This window comes from Faecalimonas nexilis (genome assembly GCF_059731825.1).
This window is the reverse complement of the sequence record NZ_AP029189.1, coordinates 2755451-2771435: the sequence shown is the minus strand read 5'-3', so window position 1 is coordinate 2771435 and position 15985 is coordinate 2755451. Positions and strand designations below refer to the sequence as shown.

The following is a 15985-nucleotide window of genomic DNA, read 5'->3' as shown; positions in this document are numbered from 1 at the left end:
TATGCCACAAGAGAATAGTTTTTTTTCAAAATGTAAAAATCAAATAACGAAATGCGTGTGTCCACTGGAAAATCTTCAAGGAATGAATTATATAGCATTAACAATAAATGTGGGTTCTTCTTCAGAAAATGCAAAAAATGCAGGAATTGCACATTTCTTAGAACATATGCAAATGAATTTTTTTGATAAAAATGAGGAGAGATATCTTTGTTCAGCCTATACAGATTTTTATTCAACAACCTATTATTTTGATGTAAAGGATACAGCATTAGAGTGCGTAATAGACATTATACAGAATATTTTAAAAGGGAAGTATTTAGAAATGAAAGATATTGAGGAGGTACGAGCAGATATTCTGGATGAATATAAAGCGTATGAAGTGAAAAATAGAAATTCAGATTTCCGTATATTATTAAATGGAACCGATTATGAAAGTCATTTATCCATAGGAAATCAAAAGACTATTTGTTCTATATCAGAAAATGAAATCAAAGCATTTTTCAAAAAATTCTATTTTCTAGAAAATATGTGTATTATTTGGATTACATCAACGCAAACGTTGGAGACCATCGGAGACGAGTGGATTGCAAATCTTAAGGGAGAGCACGGAAAGATTGAAGAAAATATTTTGCCTTATACAGAAACAGATGGCTATGCTATCAAAAATCGACAGGATAATGGTACATCATACTATTTATATAGGGAAAGAAATTCGGACAGTGAGTCGATAAATGAAGATTTACTTTATGTAATACAAGAATTTTTAAAAGCGAATATGGGTAAGGTTGATGTGGAAAAGATATTTTTATCTGCTAAGCAAGAATTTATTAAAATAACGATAGAAGATATATTAGAATGGAAAGATATTTGTAGAGAAATAGAAAATTTAGCAGTAACGGAGATAGAAAAGAGATATTGGGAATTTTTGAAGGAAGAACCGATAGGTTACAATTGTAATTCTCTAAGAGAATATTTTATAAATGCTTTTACTTTTGGGGATATGATTGTAAAAGAAGAAAGAAACATTCAAAAAGATATTTGTGAGATTAAGAAATTGTTTGCCAAGGAGAATTCGATAAAAATTCTAATGAAATAGGTATCTACACAAAAAATACACAGAAAAGACGGAAAAACCATACGAAAAATTTATATACTATACATTGTAGAAAGAAATAAGTATTTTAAATCATTTTTTTTAAGATTTAAAATAAATAGTAGCATAGAAAGGAGGAACAAAACATGAGATTAGTACAGTCTAAAAGAATTGCAACAGGCTTCAACTTTGAAGGAAGTAAAGCAGGCTGTGTTTGCAGCGGAACTGTAGCAGTTGCAAACTCTCATAATGCAGGACCAGCATATTGTGTTGGGTATTGTGGAAACAATGGTGAAGTAACCAGAAATGCAAATTATAATATTGCAAGAAAATCTTAAGGAGGAATAGATTATGAAATTAGTAACATCAAAAACAATGAAAACAGGAACTAATTTTGAAGGAAACAAAGCAGGATGTATCTGCAGTGGCTCTGTGGCAGTGGCAAATTCTCATAATGCAGGACCAGCATATTGTGTTGGGTATTGTGGCAATAATGGAGCAGTAACCCGCAATGCAAATGCTAATCTGGCACGAACAGCGTAGAGATGTCTTTACATACTACTGTCAAAAAGGTCCTATTCTATGTATTTAATGGAAGTATACAGAATAGAACCTAAATATGAATGATTAAATTCACTAGAAACAGAATAATAGAAAATAAGGAGGCTGTCAAGTCTTCTTATTTTTTTACTCAAAAAGAGTTGTTTAGATAAACGGAAAGAGAAGATTGAGAAAAGAAATAATTTTTGAAAAAACAATAAAAAAATATAATAAATCCTCTTTTTTTGAAACCTGAATTGTACAACTTACGTATTGATACAAAAACAAAATCAGGATTCTTACGAATGAAGGAAAGAACGTTATTAAAACAACTACAGAGAAAAAACGAAAAGGCTTTAGAAGAGATTATGAAGAAATATGGTGCATATGTTACTACGATTTCAAAAGAAATACTTGCCGGAAAAGGTACGAAAGAAGATGTGGAAGAAGTAGTATCAGATGTGTTTATTTCTTTATGGAATACTGCTGAAAGAATTGATTATGAAAAATACACCAGTATTAAGGCCTATATAGGTATGATTGCAAGGAATAAGGCAAAAGATAAGATACGTGCAATTAAAAGTTGGAATCTGGAACTTTATGATGATGTGCTTCTAATTGATAACCAGGCAGAAAGACTCATGGAGCAAAAGGAGCAGCAGAGGATCATTCAGAAACTTCTTCAGCAATTGAAGCCGATGGATCGGGAAATCTTTCTTTTATATTATTACAGATATTTTAAAATAGAAGAAATCGCAGTACAACTTAATATGAATCCGCAGACCATAAAGACAAGACTTCGAAGAGGCAGGAAAACTTTACGTAATGCTTTGCGTGAGGAGGGATATACTGTTTATGAAAATAAAGATTAGTGAGATGCTGGATAATTCAGTTGAAATTTTAACAAAGGAAAAAGCGGACATAGATAATCTTAAAGATATTCAGGATATGGTATATAAAAAGATCATTCGTCAAAAAAAACATTCATATTTTTTAAAACCAGTGGCAGCAGTTGGTACAATCTGTTTGGTAACAGGCAGCATTGTTCTGGCAAAAACCCTTTTGGCTCCAGGTGGGAAAGTTGAAAAAGCAGAAAACTTGGAAAAGGAACATACACTTTATGAATCAGATACAGAAGAAGGGAAGATAGTAGTTGATATTCAAACAGAATTGCTTGATAAAGCTTATCTATATCAAAATGATATTCCTATTGCGAAACATATTTTAGAAATACAGACTGATTTTTATGGAAATAATCAGCAAATATATGTAGAAAATGGTACAATGCTGATTTTACAGGATCACGGTAAGGGGATTTTTTTGGAGGAGGATGAAAAAGCTAAAATAAGTGTTAGTCAGGAAAATATGGAGAAACAACCTAGCCATACATTTGAAATAGGATATATTGAAAACGGAAAGCCGTTTAAATTGGACACCGTTGCGGTAGAACAGTATGAAGTTTGGGTGGAAGGAGGAGATCAAAAAGAATATTTTCCGTATTTTAAAAATATATCTAGTGATCGAATTATTCTTAATTATCAAATAGCAAAGGAGAGTGGAGAAAATGAAGAAAATAAAAAAAGTGGTAGTGATGTTGGCTCTTTTGGGTATGACAACAAGTAGTATTTCTGCACAGGCGGCGGAATCGCAATCAAACAATACGTATCAGCAAAATGAAAGAATGGGGATTTCAAGTACAACATTGAGTGCAGGAGAAACCATCAATATTATTGATAACGATGGAATGGCATTTTATGTTCCGGGTGGGGCTAAGATAAGTTTTTACATTAGTTTGAAAACATCAGGAAGTGTTGAAATGGGATATAAAAATTCAAAGGGTGTCAAGACAAAGACGTATAGTGGAACCGGAAAAAGCCATAGCACTACTTTCACAATCGGAAGCACGGGATATTATAAATTTTATATAACCAATAAATCTTCTGGTACAATTACCATTACAGGAGGGAGCTTAAATTTTTAAATGAGAATAAAGAAAAAAATATGGATGATCATAAAATGGATTTTAGTTGTTATAATTTTGATTTTTTTACTGGGAGTTGTATGGAATGCAATTTGTAAGAAAGTAGATGAACGAAAAATGCAGAATGCATATGGTGACAGTGTACAAGTAAATGGTAAAAATATGGTTGTAGAGATTGTGGGAGAAAATCATGATGGACCACCAATCATATTGCTGCCAGGTTTAGGAGAACCGTCTCCTATTTTAGAATTTAGACCATTAGCAAGTGAGTTATCTAAAAAATATGAAGTGATTACGATTGAGCCGTTTGGATATGGATTATCCGATAGCACAAAGCGTAAGCGGACGATTGAGAATATTGTAGAAGAACTTCATGAATGCGTAAAGAACTTAGGCGAAGAGGAATATTATCTTATGGGGCATTCCATATCTGGGTTATATACTTTATATTGGAGCCAGATATACCCGGACGAAATCAAAGGAATCATAGGAATTGATCCATCCGTTCCCAAAATGACAAGTAAAGAAAACAATCCTTTCCCAATCAGTGTGCAGTTACTCAATCAAATATCTGCATATACTCAGAAGATAGCCAATATAAGCGGAATTACAAGGCTGCTTTCCATGAATGATCCAAAGAAAGTTGTGTATGCAGATTTTCAGTATCCATATTCAGAGAAGGAATGGGAAGTTTTCAGTATGTTAACATTAGATAAAGGTTATAACTCAACAGTTATGGCAGAAATGAAAAATCTTGAAAAGAGTATGGAAGCAGTAGAAAATATGAAGATTCCAAAAGAAATACCAATACTGCAGTTTGTTTCAAAAGAGAATTGCAGAACTATGCCGCAGTGGGAACAGCTACATAGGGATATTATAGCAGATAAAGAAAATGGAGAAGTGATTTTACTAGAAGGATCTCATTATTTACATTTTGAACAAAGATCGGCTATTGTCCAAAAAACGATACAGTGGATAGAAAATAGGTAAATATTCTGATTTTTATAGAAATAATTGTTCAAATGGTTCCGTATGTTTGCAATGCACTGTATATCGTGATAGAATAATAAAAAAATAAAGGAGTGGTGTTTGAAAATGGAATCTACGTGTAAGCCTAAAATTGTTTCATCGTTATTGAGAGAGTCCGGAAAGGGAAAACTTGATTTTTCACATCCCTTTCAGCGAAAAGAAGGACAATGGACCAGATATATGGAATCATTGGAAGTGGATTCTCTGCTAAGAGGATATTCTATTAATTTGGTATATGTTTGGAAGAAAGACAACAAAAACTATGTGATAGAGGGCAAGCAGAGAATTACTACATTGCAGAAATATAAAGGGGATAAATTCCCACTTTCTAAAAAACTTGATCCGGTTATAGTTGATGGAGAAACATATGAAATTGCAGGGAAAAGATTTTCTCAATTAGATGAAGTTGTACAAGATAAACTGTTGAATTCAGAAGTTCTGATTTTTGAAATGTGGGATTGTACGGAAAAAGAAGTAAGAGATATGTTTGTGCGTCTGAACAGTGGAAAGCGTTTAAATGGAGCCCAGATCCTGACAGGTCTTTTAAATATTGATGTGAGTACAGAACTTTATAAAATTATGGAGCATCCATTTTGGGCAAAGACAGGAATTACAAAAGGTGATATTAAGTCAGATAATATGCGCAAAGTGGCCTGCCAGATTTTGATGCTTATTTCCGGATATGAATATACTGCTTTTGATCAGAAAAATATTGAAAAATATGTTGAAGTATTGAATAGCGATTCAAAGGAAAGCATACATCTCATTGGACATGCATTAGACGTACTTGATAAGTTAGACGAAAAGGTTACAGATAAAATTGATAAGATGAAAAAGCTGTCCATTCCAATGGTAGTTGCAGCAATGGATATGGTGTACGGAGACGAAGCAAAAGAAGATGCGTATCTGTTATGGGTGAAAGAGTTTTTTGATAATTATGATAAACAGGAAAAATACCTGGAATATTGCGGAAGAAGTACAGATAAAGGCGAAAATGTAAGAGGACGTTGGGAAATTTTTTCACAGGCAGTAACAGAGTAAGAATGATCATGCCCCATGAGATTTCTTTTATTAAAATTCATATATCTAAATATAGTACGCAAATATTGACACATGCTATATATTGTGGTAAAGTGAAAATGAATTAACATTTATACTCATGTAAGTGAAAGATGAGTACAAAATTTTTTTCCGATACAGAATCGGAAGCAAGTTTTGAAACAGGTGGCTGTTTCGGCAAGAAATAAAGAGTTATCAGGCATTTAGAATGAAGATATTCTAGGTGCCTTTTTTTATTTCAATTAAATAAAAAGGAGGATAGTATTACGCCACAAAAGAAAGAAGAATAGGAGGAAAATCATGAACCAAGAGTATTTAAAAGGAATCCACAGTGAGATGTGCAGCAGAGAGGCAATTATTTTTCAGGCTACGGAAAATAACATTATCAGTTTCCTGAAGAACAGTTTATTTGCAGAACGTTCTGAAATCAGGACACTGGACGGAAAACGGTTTTTAACGACGATAAAAGGAAAATGGATCGATATCTGTCCTGATAGAATTTATCTGGAAGAAAAGTTAAAACCGCTGATTTTAGCTGTGAAGGAAGGGCGAAAAATGCTACTTCCATTAAAACAGATCAAGGTAGAACAATTAGAAGGATATCGTCCGCCGATACCGGATTGGAACTATTTTTTCTGGCTAGGGTGCAGTGATGAAGAATACGAGAACTTCAGAAAGCAGCAGAAACCAAAAACAGTTATGTATGAGGCTTTCGGAGAGAAATTTCCAATACAGTTAAAGGTGGATAAGTATTCAATTACTGGAAATCTGGCGATTGAGATGGTGAACTGGAAACACAGGTATCCGTCATCATGGGCTGCTTTGACAGTTGATTTGAATGAGGTGTGTGAAAAAGATTGTTCTTATGTTGATACAAACCATCATGGAAGAAAAATATTGTCATGGATTATAGAAAATGGATTAGGGGAACTGACAGGACAAAGAAATAGGAGTGGATACTGTACTTATGAGAAAATACGTTTTTATCCGGAAAAATTAAAGGATTGTGATCCCGAAGGTTACCAGAGATATAAAATAAAATTTGAAGAAACATAAAAAGGCTGCATAGTAGAGATGTTATCAGAGAACAGGAGGAATCAGGATGAGAAACTATCAAGATGAACAGAATAAAAATTATGAGAATACAAAACAAATGTTTGAAGCGTGTCGAAACGATGTAGGCGATTCTAAAAAAGCGAGAAGAACCATGCCAATAGTTGATGATGAGATTTGCTTTGCAGATATTCCGGAAAATGGAGTGTGTATTACGTCACAATTTGAAAATGGGCTTTGCGGAGAGATTATCTGGTGCCGAAGTGGAGAAGATGTTTATATGCTGCACAGCAGTATCCGTCTGGCAGATCATACTGTCTGGCTTCAGATGGACAAGAAAGGTAACAGCGAGGCACTGCATTTAAAACTGCTTTCAAAAGAAGGAAATGAAAAGGTACAGCAAGATGAGTTTCAGGGGCTTTATATTTCACCGCGTATGCAGGTGAAACGGTTTTATGAATATTGTTTCTGGCCAAATTACATAAGAGGCAAAAGACCGGCACAAGAGAACAGCCTGAACTTATATGAAATTTTAAAAAGAATTGTGAAATGCATTGGTTCTGATTTTCAGTATGATTTGGAAACAATGCGGATTTAGGATGTGACATTTAGAATGAAAATTCCAAGTGTCTTTTTTTGTACCTATTTGGCAGGAAAGAATTTTCCTGCCAGAATTTAAAGAAGGAGACCAATTATGAACGAACTTATTATGACAGGATATGTTGCTACAGAGCCTGAAATCAATGAATTTAAGAGAAAACGGCGCAGGAATAAGAAAACACCTCAATATGGTCTGGCTGCGAATTTTCGTATTTCTGTAAAGCGTTCTTTTAAGAAAAAAGATGGGAAAAAATATGACTATTTTTCCTGTTCAGCTTTTGATAAATCCGCTGAATATATTGAAGAGTACATTGAAGAAGGCGATTATATTGGAATACATGGAACACTTTTAAATGACAATTACGAAAATGACGATGGAGATATGGTGTATAAGGATAAGATTACAGTGCTCCGGATTGAACTGCTTAGAAAACGAAATGACGAAGAGGAAGGATATGATTACGAGGAAGAGTCAGAGGACAACGATTATGATGATGAAGAATATGAAGAAGATGACTACGAGAATGACTATGAAGATGATGAGTATGAAGAAGAGGAATTGGAGGAAGAAGAGTACGAAGAGGAAGAAAAAGGATATCGTAGAAGTGTAAGAAAACCCAATAAAAATACGACAACCTCGTATAAGAGAAGCAGCAGGCAAAAGAAAACAGCGCCTAAAAAAAGATCTGAGCAGAGAAAAAGAGCGAAAGAAAATTTAGAAAGAAGGAAGCGACAAGGAAAGAGAAGTGCACCGGAGCGAAAACGCGGTGATAGTAGAAAACGTAACCTGGTAGATGAAGAATTTGAGCGTGTACAGGAATCAGAGTATAACAATTATGGATTTGACTAAAAATAGAAGCATTTTTAACAGAAAGGAACTTGTGCTGTTATGAGTAGTAAATGGAAATACTTTGTCAAAAAGTATCAAAATTTTTGTATTGCTTCGGGGATTGTAGGATTTCTGTTAGCCCCATTTTTATGGCCGTTTTTCCTCGCAATTCTGGTGAATACCTTGTCCCTGACAGTACCAGTTCTGCTGGTGTACTTGGTGATTCGCCAGCTGAAAAAGAGGCCAGAAGGAGCAGAAAAAGAAACATTTAAAGAGGTAGCTGAAAATAGGAAAGAAAAAGCAGAGGCACCTGAAGAACAGTCTTTGAAAAGGGCGGCTCCGGTTGTGAAAGCTCCCAAACAGGAACAGACGGTGAAAAAGAAAATGGAAAAAGAACGGAGCCCAAGTGTTTCCGAAGAATTGAATGAAGCAGAGAAAGTAGCAAGAAACTGGTATATCATGGAAGGAAGAGAAAAATTTCATCATATTTCCATGAAGCTGGCATCAGAAGGAGTCAACTCTTTTTCCATAGGAAAAGACGGGTTGTGCAGTATCCGAACCGAAAAAGGGTTTCGCAGAGTTGCAGCAATTCGGGATTTTCCAGCTCAAAAAATGTTGGTCATCAAAAAAGAACTGGAAAAAGAAGGGATTTACTATGTAAAACTTTCTGGACGCTATATGTGGGTTACAAGGAGGGAATAGCTTGTTAGAGTGTAGATACGCTTCTTCCATCTATTATAATCAGGAAAACGGATATACTGTGGCGGTATATGAAACAGAAGATGAAATTCCAGAAGGGAAGAAGGAGATTGGGAAACAGCAGTTTATAGCAGTTGGCTGCGAACTGCCAAGAAATGAAGGGTTGGATATATCCTTAAAAGGACAATGGAAAGAATCAGAACGGTATGGAAAACAGTACCATGTGGCTTCTTTTGAGATTCAGATGCCAACAACGGGAGAAGGGGTGAAAGCGTACCTTTCTTCCGGATTAATCAAAGGGGTTGGACCTATTATCGCAGAAAGGATTGTAGACCGGTTCGGGAAAAATACCTTCTATGTCTTTGAACAATGTCCAGAACGTTTGCTTGAAATTCCAGGAATTACACAAAGAAAGCTGGATAGTATTTTAGAGGGGTACCATAAAAGCGAAAATATCCGTCAGCTTTCTCTTTTTTTATCTTCTGCGGGTGTAACACCAAAGAAAATAGAAAAAATTCAGGAACATTTTGGACACAAGGCAGTCAGCATTATCAAAAAAGATCCCTTTCGTTTGTGTGAAATGGAAGGTTTTGGATTTAAAACGGTTGATCCGATAGCCAGGAAGGTCAAACATTTTCAGGCAGATAATCCTTTACGGATAAAAGCAGCTATATTATATGTTTTAAAAGAAGCAGAAGGGGAAGGGCATCTCTATTTAGAGGTGCCTGAAATTTTGACAAGAACAAAATCCTTATTGTTTCGAGGAGATAAAAGAGGTCATGTCACAGAACGGAAAATACGTGATGCAGGGAATTCGCTCATTAAAGATGACAAGGAACTTGTCTGCAGCTATACGAAAATTTATTCTAAGAAAAATTATGAGTCGGAACAAAAAGCTGTTATACAACTTGCGGCGCTCAGCCGATATCCGATAAAAAGATATGATGTAGAAAAATGGATTTCCGGTTTGGAATCGAAAGAAAACATACAATTAGCGGAAAAGCAAAGAAAAGGGATTGAAATGGTTTTTCAAAATCCAGTTTCCATTATAACAGGAGGACCTGGAAGTGGTAAAACAACCCTGCTGCGTTTTATTGTTATGATACAGGAAAAATTGAATATGGATAGTATGATTTTACTGGCGGCCCCTACCGGAAGGGCAAGACAGAGAATGTATGAGGCAACGGGGTATCCGGCACTGACGATACATAAAAGTATCGGGCTTACAGGAGCAGAAGGGGAAGAGGCATGGAATGCTGGAGAGATGCTTTGTGATGATTTGATTATCATTGACGAGTGCAGTATGGTAGATATGCATCTGTTTACCAGCCTGATGATGAAAATAAAGGCTGGAAGCCGGATCGTTTTTGTAGGAGATAAAGATCAACTGGAATCAGTAGGTCCTGGCAATGTGTTTAAAGAACTCATTGATTCCGGAGTCATTCCGGTTACTGTTTTAGAGCAATGTTTCCGGCAGGAAAACCCTACTATTTTGGAGAATGCGATAAAAATCAACTGTGGGAAACAAAATCTGGTATATGATGACAGTTTTTCTTTTGTAGCAGCACATGATGATGAAGAAGCTGCGAAAAAGATTGTGAAAATTTTTGATACGGAGTGGAATCAACAAGGGAAAAATGTAAATGCAGTTCAGGTATTAACACCTTTAAGGGAGGATACAAAGGTAAGTGCCAATGCCTTGAATATAAAAATCAAAGACAGGATCAATCCATACCAGAGAGGACAGCAGGAAATCAAAAGTGGAAACAAAATTTTTCGGATACAGGATAAAGTGATGCAAACGAAAAATGAAGATGAAATTTCCAATGGAGATATCGGGATTGTACGAAAAATAGGAAAGGTGAATGGCAAGAAATACATGGAAGTGGATTTTGGAGAAGAAAGGGTTATGCGATACCAGGAAGGAGAATCTTGGAACCTTGTTCATGCGTATGCAATTACTGCCCATAAGGGACAAGGATCAGAATATCCAGTAGTCATCATTCCAGTTTTGTCATGCTTTCGGCGGCATACTTTAAAGAGAAATCTATATTATACTGCGATTACAAGGGCAAAAAGAAGAGTCATTCTTGTTGGAAGCAAACAGGCATTTTCCCAGGCAATACGGGCAGGAAGATCGAAAAAAAGAAATACGTTACTATCCTATCGGTTAAAAAAAGCATTTGCGGAGTTTTGGGATAAGAATGAAGCGGCGTAAGAAAATAGCAGGAAACTATTTGTAAAATTAAGAATAGTTATGATAGGGAAGGAAAAATAAACGGTCCTTCCTTATTATACTGATTATATGGAAGAATGATACAGTGAGAAAAATGTCAAAATTCTTGAATAAAAAGAAAATATTCATGTATAATAGTGTTAAGAATAGCAACAATGTTGTTGACATGCAATGGTTGGTTTGTTAAAATTATAAACAGATATTTAGGAGGGTAAGCATGAAAGAATTTAATGGAGAAAAGTTTTGCAAGGATATTATTGAATTAAGAGGAACAGATTCACAATCAGCATTTGCAGAGAAACTAGGGATTAATAGATCAACATTGTCTTTGCTGGAAAACGGGAAACAGATTCCAACACTTGAACTTTTTAACAAATTGTGTAATTTGGCGTCAAAAAGTACGGAGGAATATTTTAAAGAAACAACAAAGGATTCCTTAGTATATTTAATGGGAAGTCTTGATGAGGCTGATAAGGTGAAAATTGAAGAGATGGCTGAACGCATTCGCATTAAGGAGAAATATGAGAGGTTAGCGAAAAGGAGTAGTTATGTCGGATATTAATTATAAAGAATTATTTGAACACTATTACCAGAAGGATTATGATTTCAATACATCTTCTTTGTCAGCGGAGCAAATTAAAGATATTAAGCAGACAGCACGGCAGATGAGGGTGGACTATGCATTAGCGCCAATGGGAACTAGTATCTTCAACTGGATATTAAACCAGAATAGTAACATAAGATTTGAATTGGTGCCATTTGATTCTGAAAATATTGATGGTATGCTTTATGTGCCAACAACTGGAAAGGATTGTGCATATATCATATTGAATGTAAATAAGCCATTGATTAATCAGATTTTTACGGCTGCTCATGAATTTTATCATTATATCAAAGATTATAAAAAATTTAGAGAAACGCCGTATATCTGTGATTTTAATAAGCTGAAAGATATAAATGAGATGTGTGCAAGCCGGTTTGCGGCAGAACTATTATTGCCAGAAGAAGCACTGCTAAGAGAAATCAAAGATTATTTGGTGAATATGAAAATTCCAGATACCAGTAAAATGACCTTTCATCAGTATGCGACTTTGATGATTTTTTTAACAGTAAAATATCAAATGCCATTGAAAGCTGTGATTTACAGATTGGCAGAGGAAGGATACATTAAAAATATCGAAGAATATATTAAAAATTATGAATTCATAAAAAATGTGTTAAGGGAGATTGAGATATTTAAAAAACGTGTTGAAGAACTTTATAAAAAAGAAAATAATTATGTTCTTCCGTATAGTTCCACATATGTAGATATGGAAAGGGCCTTTTCTACAGGGAATGCATCAAGGGAAGAAATTCTGGAAGATGCTAAAAAACTTGAATTGGATATGAAATTAATTGATGATATTCTTGCGCAAGATACGGAAGAAGATGACGAAGAAACAGATGATGAGGAACTCTTTGCCTTGATTCGTGCAAAAAGGGGGTAACTACAGATGATAACACCATTGAAAAGAACTCCTTTGCATGATTTGTTGAATAAACCCGTTTTATTCGATGCTAATATTTTCATGGTGGGAATTGAAGATAGAATATCTAATAAGAATTGCTCTTTTGAAAATATGAAACAATTGTATATACAGCCACTTTTTGAGAGTTTCACAGATATTTGTATCCATAATGAAGTATATAAAGAATTAGATGAGAATGCAAAAAAGATGGTTGATACATATATAGGGAAAAATGTTACAATCGTAAAAGAAGATGGAGTGTATGGAATAGATCCATTGTATACGACGATTTTTAACCATATTGCAGGGCATGAACTTGTGAATTATAAACGAGGAAATTCAAAAGACAGAGGGGAAGTATACAGTTTAGCTTATGCTGCATACCATAAGATGAACTATTTTTGTTCCAAGGAAATTATGGTAGATAATATTGCACACGAACTGAAGGATTTACAGGATATTGATATTATTACATTTGATATTATTGTTTTAGCAGCGTATATTTATTATGTACATAAAAACGATTCTTCAAATACTAAAGGATTAAAATCTATTTATAAAAGGTATTGTGCAGATGTTATCAAAAGGCACGGATTGCCGAAAACATTAAACGAATATATTAAGGCATCATTAGAGTATTTATAAAGAGGACTTTGACAAAAGAATGATATGCTTCAGGTATTTTAAAATTATTAGAAGTTTTTCTGTATTCGGATCGTGAAGTAAAGGAAAAGAAAGAGATATTAGAGAATGATTTTTCAATTGAAATGACAAAGACATTAGAAGGTGTCTATGTGTAACCTGAGTAAAGGCGTTGAAGAAAAAGGAATTCAAAAAGGAATCCTTCTTTCAATTAGAAACCTTATGGAAACAATGAGGTGGCCGGTAGAACAGGCAATGGAAGGACTGAAAATTCCTGAAGAAGAAAAGAGTAAATATTTAGAAGAATTGAAAAAGGGATAAGAATTCAAAATATGTAACTTTTAAATAAGCTAGAGTGAAAATAAAATTTCTCCGGCTATGAAGAAAAGTCTGTAAATAGGCATTTCTACGATAATCAAGGACGAAAAGTTTGCGTAGAATCAGCCTTTGTCCTTTGATTTATGTATAATAGTTACAAAATCGAGGGACAAATAATAGGACACATTATAGTATCTTTCATGCTATAAGTGCTGTGCTCGCAAAATAGGATGTTGCTTTTAAACGTTACCAAGGTACGTTGAGACATTTCAATAAAAACTATATCAGTGCAGAAATATTTCCAAGAAAACTAGTACGAAAAATCGTAAAGGTAGAAAAAATCTGATATGCCAGTGATTATGACACGTTTTATATCGCCTCCAAGGCAGTAACAATCCGACAGATTAAAACTGTGGGAATACTATTGAAATTTGGGAAAAATATTTAGAAATGGAATAAAGCTATATAAATAAAAAGTAAAGCACGAGAGTGAGAATCAGCATAGGTTCATACTCTTGTGCTTTTTTGATTTACTTGGAAATGAAGAGAAATTTTCAGGTAAATCAAAAATATCGTGAATATCAGATGTGTTCTATATAGAAATATGCTACACTACCGAAAAAAGCGTGGAGGGCAAAATCATGAATTATAATGAGCAGGTAAAAAAATATCTGGAATATTGCGAATTTCGGAAAGAGTTAGACTGGAACACCTTGAAAGCGTATAGAATTGATTTAAAATAGTTCTTTGAATTTACCCAAGAGGATATGCCTGAAAAAGATAAAATAGCTTCTTGTATAATTCAAAGTATAGAGAGTAAATAATTTTACAAAAATAGATACCTAAGTTAAACTGTCATTGCTGACCGGCCAGTTAGCAAATGAACAGAATAAGGAAGGTATCTACAAATGAATTCTACACAAAACAAGAAGATTGAGCAAGTAAAAGAAACAACAATGAGCGTTGGTATTGATGTTGGAAGTGAAAAGCATTATTTCAGGGCTTTTAACTGGAGAGGCATCGAGCTTACTAGAAAGCCTGTACCGTTTTCAAACTCTATGGAGGGATTCAACAGCTTTTACAATACAATAGTGGAGCTGATGCAGAAAAGTGAACTTGAAGAGACACTGGTAGGAATTGAGCCAACAGGCAATGCAGATCTTGAATGCAGCAATGAGAAGCATCGGATTAAAAGTAGGTCTTAGAGAAGCCCGAATGGAGATTCAGGATCTGATAGAGGATTATGAACTCCAGACAAAACGTCTTGAGAGGATCAATGACCTGATCAAAGAACTGTGCCAGCAGATCAAGTATGCGAATAAGTTGCTTGAAATAAAAGGCATAGGAATAACAACGGTAGCTGGTTTCATAGCAGAAGTTGGAGATATCACGCGCTTCGATAACACGAAAGAACTTCAGAAACTGGCAGGATTAGAACTGGTGGCAGATAGTTCCGGTAAGCACAACGGAAAGACCAAGATAAGCAAAAGAGGGCGCAAGCGACTCAGATATCTTCTTTTCGAGGCTGCTATATCGGTAGTTGGAAAGAATGAAGAATTCAAAGAAATCCACAGGTATTACACTACCAGGGAAAAGAATCCATTAAAAAAGATGCAGTCACTGATAGCTGTAGCTTGTAAGCTGATAAGAGTATTCCATGTGATCCTTACAAAGGGAGTCAGCTATGATGCATCAAAGATGCTGGAAGATATACGGCATCCAGGAGTGCAGTTAAAGGCTGCGTAATTCAATAACAAGAAACAACCATAATGATTACAGGAAGCGTCCACCGAAAGGTGCTGTAATCGGAGTGTTTGGATCAGTAATGAAAGTACAAAGAATGAGCTGGTAGCCGGCAGGAATTTTCTCCAGAGGGCATGACCCTGATGAATAGCTAAGCTGGCACCCTGGTTATGGATAGGCAGAACGAAGGAAGTGGGGACCCGCCGCAAGGAGGATGATCCTGTTGGACATGAGAGGTGAGCTGCCATATAGGGATGGGTATACATCGAGGCCATTTAGAACGGATAGTGATGACGTTTTATTTGGTGTACCCATTATTACTATATATCTGCCCTGTATGAGTTAAAGATCACTCCATAACCTTAGTTCCATTCAACGATAGGTATCAAAAAGTATTGAATTTATTGAAAAAAACACTTGATTATATGGAGAGCTTAGTTTATTGTGCTTCCAAAAAAGAGATAGCATAAATAACGCTCCCGAAATTCGAATCACTTTCTGCTGATTGTTCTAATTTTAATTTTTCAAGGTACAAATAAAATCATATATTTTTAAAGTGTCTTTTGACACCCTAATCATATTAGACAAATAAGTGCTAAAAAAGAACGAGTTTCTTCTTGTTTATGAATTATGACATAATTTAATATTAGTACAA

17 protein-coding genes and 1 pseudogene are annotated in these 15985 nt (G+C 34.9%); all 18 read left to right on the top strand.

Annotation, left to right across the window (positions count from 1 at the left end; genetic code table 11):
* The first annotated feature begins 1 nt into the window (after window position 1).
* The 18 genes and pseudogenes from AC6I5B_RS13850 to AC6I5B_RS13765 all read left to right on the top strand — a co-directional run bounded on the left by AC6I5B_RS13850 (window position 2) and on the right by AC6I5B_RS13765 (window position 15333).
* On the top strand, window positions 2-1096 hold the full coding sequence (locus tag AC6I5B_RS13850; protein ID WP_021740596.1) for an insulinase family protein: 1095 nt from the start codon (window positions 2-4) through the stop codon (window positions 1094-1096).
* A 143-nt stretch (window positions 1097-1239) separates the two neighbouring features.
* Window positions 1240-1431: a RumC family sactipeptide gene (locus tag AC6I5B_RS13845; protein ID WP_021740597.1), complete on the top strand. Its 192-nt coding sequence runs from the start codon at window positions 1240-1242 to the stop codon at window positions 1429-1431.
* Window positions 1432-1444: 13 nt separating this feature from the next.
* Window positions 1445-1636 (top strand): RumC family sactipeptide, encoded by a 192-nt coding sequence (locus tag AC6I5B_RS13840; RefSeq protein ID WP_021740598.1) that lies wholly within the window; start codon window positions 1445-1447, stop codon window positions 1634-1636.
* A gap of 302 nt (window positions 1637-1938) precedes the next feature.
* On the top strand, window positions 1939-2505 hold the full coding sequence (locus AC6I5B_RS13835) for an RNA polymerase sigma factor (protein ID WP_021740599.1): 567 nt from the start codon (window positions 1939-1941) through the stop codon (window positions 2503-2505).
* Window positions 2489-3256: a hypothetical protein gene (locus tag AC6I5B_RS13830; RefSeq protein WP_021740600.1), complete on the top strand. Its 768-nt coding sequence runs from the start codon at window positions 2489-2491 to the stop codon at window positions 3254-3256. Before AC6I5B_RS13835 ends, AC6I5B_RS13830 begins: the two co-directional genes overlap by 17 nt.
* The gene (locus AC6I5B_RS13825; protein ID WP_117995301.1) at window positions 3198-3614 is read left to right on the top strand and encodes a hypothetical protein; all 417 of its coding nucleotides are present in this window, start codon (window positions 3198-3200) and stop codon (window positions 3612-3614) included. The genes AC6I5B_RS13830 and AC6I5B_RS13825 overlap by 59 nt, the downstream gene beginning before the upstream one ends.
* Window positions 3615-4604 carry an alpha/beta hydrolase gene (locus tag AC6I5B_RS13820; RefSeq protein ID WP_243036562.1) on the top strand — a complete coding sequence of 330 codons (990 nt, stop codon included), beginning with the start codon at window positions 3615-3617 and terminating at the stop codon, window positions 4602-4604.
* A gap of 105 nt (window positions 4605-4709) precedes the next feature.
* A complete protein-coding gene (locus tag AC6I5B_RS13815) occupies window positions 4710-5684 on the top strand; it encodes a DUF262 domain-containing protein (RefSeq protein ID WP_021740603.1) in 975 nt (324 codons plus the stop codon).
* 318 nt (window positions 5685-6002) lie between these two features.
* On the top strand, window positions 6003-6758 hold the full coding sequence (locus AC6I5B_RS13810) for a DUF4313 domain-containing protein (RefSeq protein WP_021740604.1): 756 nt from the start codon (window positions 6003-6005) through the stop codon (window positions 6756-6758).
* Between the two features lie 46 nt (window positions 6759-6804).
* Window positions 6805-7353, top strand: coding sequence for a hypothetical protein (locus tag AC6I5B_RS13805; RefSeq protein ID WP_021740605.1), 549 nt, complete (start codon window positions 6805-6807; stop codon window positions 7351-7353).
* A gap of 96 nt (window positions 7354-7449) precedes the next feature.
* Window positions 7450-8205, top strand: coding sequence for a single-stranded DNA-binding protein (locus AC6I5B_RS13800; protein ID WP_497773408.1), 756 nt, complete (start codon window positions 7450-7452; stop codon window positions 8203-8205).
* Window positions 8206-8244: 39 nt separating this feature from the next.
* On the top strand, window positions 8245-8886 hold the full coding sequence (locus AC6I5B_RS13795; RefSeq protein ID WP_270601583.1) for a hypothetical protein: 642 nt from the start codon (window positions 8245-8247) through the stop codon (window positions 8884-8886).
* 1 nt (window position 8887) lies between these two features.
* Window positions 8888-11101, top strand: coding sequence for an SF1B family DNA helicase RecD2 (gene recD2, locus AC6I5B_RS13790; protein ID WP_497773407.1), 2214 nt, complete (start codon window positions 8888-8890; stop codon window positions 11099-11101).
* Window positions 11102-11336: 235 nt separating this feature from the next.
* Window positions 11337-11681 (top strand): helix-turn-helix transcriptional regulator, encoded by a 345-nt coding sequence (locus AC6I5B_RS13785; protein WP_144362961.1) that lies wholly within the window; start codon window positions 11337-11339, stop codon window positions 11679-11681.
* Window positions 11668-12606 carry an ImmA/IrrE family metallo-endopeptidase gene (locus AC6I5B_RS13780; RefSeq protein WP_021740610.1) on the top strand — a complete coding sequence of 313 codons (939 nt, stop codon included), beginning with the start codon at window positions 11668-11670 and terminating at the stop codon, window positions 12604-12606. Before AC6I5B_RS13785 ends, AC6I5B_RS13780 begins: the two co-directional genes overlap by 14 nt.
* 6 nt (window positions 12607-12612) lie before the next feature.
* The gene (locus AC6I5B_RS13775) at window positions 12613-13272 is read left to right on the top strand and encodes a hypothetical protein (protein WP_497773406.1); all 660 of its coding nucleotides are present in this window, start codon (window positions 12613-12615) and stop codon (window positions 13270-13272) included.
* 147 nt (window positions 13273-13419) lie between these two features.
* The gene (locus tag AC6I5B_RS13770; RefSeq protein ID WP_182464928.1) at window positions 13420-13590 is read left to right on the top strand and encodes a hypothetical protein; all 171 of its coding nucleotides are present in this window, start codon (window positions 13420-13422) and stop codon (window positions 13588-13590) included.
* A gap of 905 nt (window positions 13591-14495) precedes the next feature.
* Window positions 14496-15333: pseudogene (locus AC6I5B_RS13765) on the top strand (transposase).
* The last annotated feature ends 652 nt before the right edge of the window (window positions 15334-15985 follow it).

Bases quoted from the DNA above. Each gene is read 5' to 3' on its own strand.
- AC6I5B_RS13850 (WP_021740596.1), top strand. From the start codon at position 2: ATGCCACAAGAGAATAGTTTTTTTTCAAAATGTAAAAATCAAATAACG.
- AC6I5B_RS13845 (WP_021740597.1), top strand. From the start codon at position 1,240: ATGAGATTAGTACAGTCTAAAAGAATTGCAACAGGCTTCAACTTTGAA.
- AC6I5B_RS13840 (WP_021740598.1), top strand. From the start codon at position 1,445: ATGAAATTAGTAACATCAAAAACAATGAAAACAGGAACTAATTTTGAA.
- AC6I5B_RS13835 (WP_021740599.1), top strand. From the start codon at position 1,939: ATGAAGGAAAGAACGTTATTAAAACAACTACAGAGAAAAAACGAAAAG.
- AC6I5B_RS13830 (WP_021740600.1), top strand. From the start codon at position 2,489: ATGAAAATAAAGATTAGTGAGATGCTGGATAATTCAGTTGAAATTTTA.
- AC6I5B_RS13825 (WP_117995301.1), top strand. From the start codon at position 3,198: ATGAAGAAAATAAAAAAAGTGGTAGTGATGTTGGCTCTTTTGGGTATG.
- AC6I5B_RS13820 (WP_243036562.1), top strand. From the start codon at position 3,615: ATGAGAATAAAGAAAAAAATATGGATGATCATAAAATGGATTTTAGTT.
- AC6I5B_RS13815 (WP_021740603.1), top strand. From the start codon at position 4,710: ATGGAATCTACGTGTAAGCCTAAAATTGTTTCATCGTTATTGAGAGAG.
- AC6I5B_RS13810 (WP_021740604.1), top strand. From the start codon at position 6,003: ATGAACCAAGAGTATTTAAAAGGAATCCACAGTGAGATGTGCAGCAGA.
- AC6I5B_RS13805 (WP_021740605.1), top strand. From the start codon at position 6,805: ATGAGAAACTATCAAGATGAACAGAATAAAAATTATGAGAATACAAAA.
- AC6I5B_RS13800 (WP_497773408.1), top strand. From the start codon at position 7,450: ATGAACGAACTTATTATGACAGGATATGTTGCTACAGAGCCTGAAATC.
- AC6I5B_RS13795 (WP_270601583.1), top strand. From the start codon at position 8,245: ATGAGTAGTAAATGGAAATACTTTGTCAAAAAGTATCAAAATTTTTGT.
- AC6I5B_RS13785 (WP_144362961.1), top strand. From the start codon at position 11,337: ATGAAAGAATTTAATGGAGAAAAGTTTTGCAAGGATATTATTGAATTA.
- AC6I5B_RS13780 (WP_021740610.1), top strand. From the start codon at position 11,668: ATGTCGGATATTAATTATAAAGAATTATTTGAACACTATTACCAGAAG.
- AC6I5B_RS13775 (WP_497773406.1), top strand. From the start codon at position 12,613: ATGATAACACCATTGAAAAGAACTCCTTTGCATGATTTGTTGAATAAA.
- AC6I5B_RS13770 (WP_182464928.1), top strand. From the start codon at position 13,420: ATGTGTAACCTGAGTAAAGGCGTTGAAGAAAAAGGAATTCAAAAAGGA.